At 75.9% G+C, this 4,471-nt stretch carries 1 protein-coding gene and 1 pseudogene; both read left to right on the plus strand.

Translation table 11 applies throughout. The annotated features are described in order from the left end of the window. Positions 1–788, plus strand: a 788-nt coding sequence (locus RH94_RS01000) for a hypothetical protein (protein ID WP_234425429.1), incomplete at its 5' end; no start/stop codon positions are given. A gap of 56 nt (positions 789–844) precedes the next feature. After that, positions 845–4,471: pseudogene (locus tag RH94_RS01005) on the plus strand (hypothetical protein); the annotation flags it as partial.

Genomic DNA, 4,471 nt, shown 5'->3' on the forward strand with positions numbered 1-4,471 from the left:
GGCTCGTCGCCTTCGGGCTGCAGCCCAAGCTGCAGCCCGCGCGCGACCAGGAGTACGCCGACCTGCTGCGCCGCCACCGCGAGGACCCGGCGTTCGCACGGCTCGCCGACGCGGTGGCCGCCGGGCTGGGACTGGTCGTCCTGGAGGTGTCCCCGCGCGCGGGGATGGCGGTGACCGCGGCCGAGGACTCGGTGTTCGCCGTCCGCATGGGCGACTACGCGCGCCGTACCGCCACCGACTCGACCGACCGCTTCCTGCACGGGCTCGCCCACCTCGCCGTGGCCGCCCTCGCCTTCCCCCGGCCCGAGGACCTCGACGACGACGGCTACATCGGCCGCGTCACGGTCAACGGCGTCGACACCTTCGTCCGCCAGGCATGCCGCCGCCTGGAGGAGCGTGCCGAGGAACAGGGCGAGAACACCGACCCGGCCACCGACGCGCCCGGCCTCGAGGCCGCCTGGCGGATCTGGGCCAGACGCAGTGCGACCGGGGCCACCAAGGACACACGCCGGCCGGCCGCCTCGACCACCGGCATCGTGGCCAAGGCCCTGACGTTCCTCACCGACTCCGGGTTCCTGCAGCGCACCGGCGACGAGAGCGGCGGCACCTACCGCACGACGGCCCGCTACCAACTCCAGGTGCGCGACATGGCGGGCAGCGCCGCCCTGGCCGAACTCCTGGAACTGGGCATCGTCCCGGTGACCGACGGCACGCCGAGCCTGCTGCCCGCCGAGGACACCGACGACCTGGAGCTGGCGGCCGACGCCGGGCTGCCGTTCCACTCCTAGGGCGTCTTCCGCCTTCCAACCCCTTTGATCTGCAAGAAAACTGACGAGAGTCCGCCATGTACGAGCTGTCCCGGGTCCGCCTCTACTCCATCGGGCCCGCCGGTGCGCGCTACGCCGACACCGTGCTTGACCTGCGGGGCGTGGGCGAGCCGGTGCCCGACCCCGCGCCCACCCAGGCGGAGTTCTTCGAGGAGGATCCGGTCGGCCCGCCGCGCCGGCCCGCCCCCGCGGGCGTGCTCTTCCTGGAGAACGGGGGCGGCAAGTCCGTCCTGCTCAAGCTGATCTTCTCGGTGATGCTGCCCGGCCACCGCAACACCCTCGGCGGCGCCAGCTCCGGCGTGCTGCGCAAGTTCCTGCTCGCCGACGACTGCGGACACGTGGCACTGGAATGGCAGCACGTGCAGACCGGCGAGTGCGTGGTCGTCGGCAAGGTCAGCGAGTGGCGCGGGCGCCAGGTGTCCAACGACCCGCGGAAGTTCGCCGAGGCCTGGTACTCCTTCCGGCCCGGCCCGGGGCTCGCCCTGGACAACCTCCCCGTCGCCGAGGCGACCGCCGTACGGCCGTCGGCCGAGGGCCAGTCGGGCGCGCGGGGACGGCGCCGCACCATGAAGGGCTTCCGCGACGCGCTCACCGAGGCGGGCAAGGCCTACCCGCACCTGGAAGTGCACTGGGAGGAGATCCACGAGCGCTGGACCGAGCACCTGGGCGAGCTCGGCCTGGACCCCGAACTCTTCCGCTACCAACGGGAGATGAACGCCGACGAGGGCGAGGCGGCCGGCCTGTTCGCGGTCAAGAAGGACTCCGACTTCACCGACCTGCTGCTGCGCGCCGTCACCGACACCCGCGACACCGACGGGCTCGCCGACCTGGTCAGCGGCTTCGGCAACAAACTCGGCCGACGCGCCGAACTGATCGCCGAACGGGACTTCACCGCCGGCTCGGCCGACCTGCTCGGCCGGATCGTCGAGGCCACCGAGACCCGCGCACGCTCGCGTGACATCCACGCGGCAGCCGAGCGGCGCACGCGCACGCTGGTACGGCGACTGTCCGCGCGGGCCGTGCGGGAGCGGGCACGGGCCGGCGACCTCGCCGAGCGGGTCACCACCGCGGCCCACGCCGTCACGCACGCCGAGGCCGCACGGGAGCGCAGTGCGCTGATCTCCGCCGAACTCGCCTACCGGCACGCCTCACTGGCCCTCACCGCCGCCGAGAAGTCCGCCGCGGCGCAGAAACGGGAACTCGCCGACGCGCGCACCCTGTACTCCGCCTGGCAGGCAGCCGAGGCCGTGCTGCGCCACCGCGCCGCCGCCGACCGCGTGGTCCGCGTCTCCGCCGCGATCCAGGAGGCCGAGCGGGACGCGGCCCCGGCGCTCGCCGCGCGCGCCAGGGCCGCCGTGGACCTCGTACGAGCCCTGCACACCGCCGCGGAGAGTGCCGAAGCCCTGGCCAACGAGGAGGAGGAGCGGTCCGCGCGGCTCCAGGAGGCCGGCGAGTCGGCCTACCGGGACCAGACGGCCGCCGCCACCGAGGCGCAGCGAGCCCGCAGCGAGGCCGGCCATCTGCGCCAGCGCCTGACCGAGGTCGAGCAGGAGACCGCCGAGGCGGTCCGTGCGGGCTGGCTGGACGACAGCGCCCCCGACGCCGACCCGGCGCGCGCCGCGCTGGCCGCCAGCGATGCCGAGAAGACGGCGGTCGCCGCCTGGGACCAGGCCCGCGAGGCATCCCGGAAGGCCACCGAGCAGGCGCGCGAGGCAGCCTCGGCCGAGTCCCGCGCGGAACTCACGGCGGCCCGCGCGGCAGACGCGGCGGCGGCGGCGCAGCGCGCGTACGAGGCCGAACACCGCATCGCCGAGGCACTGGCGGCGGAGGAACGGCTCGCGGAACTGCTGAGCCTGCCGGGCGCGACCGGGGCCGGACGGGCCGGAGTCCCGGCGTCCCGCACGGGAGCCGACGTCGCGGACGGCTCCGGTGGCGCGGGCGGCGCGGGTCGCGCCCAAGGTGCCGAGGGCACTCTCACCCCCGAGGACCTGGACCGCTTCGCGGACGAGCTGCGCGCACTGCTCGACGACGCCGTCTCCTCCGCCGAACGGCACCTGTTCGAGCTGCGCACCGCCGCCGCCGACGACGCGCGGATCCTCGGCGCGCTCGGCGACGGCGGACTGCTGCCGCCCGGCCCGGACGTGCTGGCCACGGTCGAGTTCCTCGGCGAGCACGGCATCCCCGCGCTGCCCGGCTGGCGCTATCTCGCCCAGTCCGTCGACCCCGCCGACCACGCGCGCGTACTGGCCGTCCGACCCGAGCTGGTCGACGGTGTGATCATCACCGACCCCGACACGCACGCGCGTGCCCGCGACGCCCTCGCGGACGCGGCCCTGCTGCCCCGGTCCGCCGTTGCGGTCGGCACCGCGGCCGCCCTGCTCGCCCCCGCCCCGGCCGCCGACTCCACCCCGGGTGACGTCTTTCTCGTGCCGCCGAACCCGGCCATGCACGACGAATACGCCGCCGACGAGGAACGGCAGGCGCTGCGCGCGCGGGCGACCGAGCGGGACGAGGAGATCCGTCGGCTCGCCGCCCGGCTCGGCAAGGACCGGGAGCTGGCGGCGCGGCTCGCCTCCTGGCGCACCGGCTGCCCCGCCGGACGGCTCCTGGAGCTGGCCCGGGCCGCCCAGGACACGCGCGTCTTCGCCGAGGAGGCCGAGGCAGAGCTGGCCGAGGCGCGCAGCCTGCGGGCGGAGGCCGAGGAGGACGCCGCGGAGGCCGCCCAGGCGCGCGACGAACGCCAGGAGACCGCCCAGAGGGCACGGCGCGCCGCCGACGCCCTCGCCGGGCTCGCGTTCCGGCTGCGCGAGCGCGCTGGCTGGCAGGCCAAGCTGCGCGAACTCGCCGACGAGGCAGCCGAGTCGGAGGCCCGCGCCCAGGCCTGCCTGGAGCGTGCCCGCGCCGCCGACCAGGACCGGCGCGCCGCCCAGCGCGCCGCCGACGACGCCCGCCGCACCGCCCGCGCGTTGCGCGCCGAGCGGTCCGAGATCGCCGGTGCGCCCGACGACGTACCCGAAGCCGACGGGGACACGCCGAAGGCGTCCCTGCCCGCCCTCCGCGAGGCGTACCGGGCTGCCTCCCAGGTGTACGAGAAGGTCGGCGTCGGCGCCGACCTGCGCGCCGAACAGGCCCGCGCGGAGAGCGACGAGAGCGCGGCCCGCGCCGAACTCGACCGCCTCAGCAACAAGGTCCGCACGCGCGCGGAGCAACTCCTGCAGTCCCCCGACGGCTCCGACGGACCGTCCCGGCAGGCCGCCGCGGCCCGCGCGGAGGAGCTGGTGCAGCTCCTGGAGACCCGCATGTCGTCCGCGAGCGAACAACTCGGCCGACTGCGCGGCGAGGCCGAGCGGCACGCCCCCGAGGACGGCGAGGCGCACACCGAGCTGCCCGGTGAACTGCTCCCGCGCGACGCCGAGCACGCCCAAGCCCTGCTGCGTACGGCCACCGCCGAACTCGCCTCCTACACCGAGGCGTTGACCAAGGCCCGCGAGGCGCACGCCGAGTTGCTCCAGGCCCACCGTGCCGCCGAGGAGGCGGCGGGCGGCTTCGACGAGATCGCCGCCATGCTCCGCGACCTGCTGCGCGACCACAACGGCGACGAGGAGCAGGAGGAGCCGGAGCCGTACCCGGGCAGCCCGGAGGCG

The organism is Streptomyces kebangsaanensis (assembly GCF_001906585.1).
Taxonomy (GTDB): Bacteria; Actinomycetota; Actinomycetes; order Streptomycetales; family Streptomycetaceae; genus Streptomyces; species Streptomyces kebangsaanensis.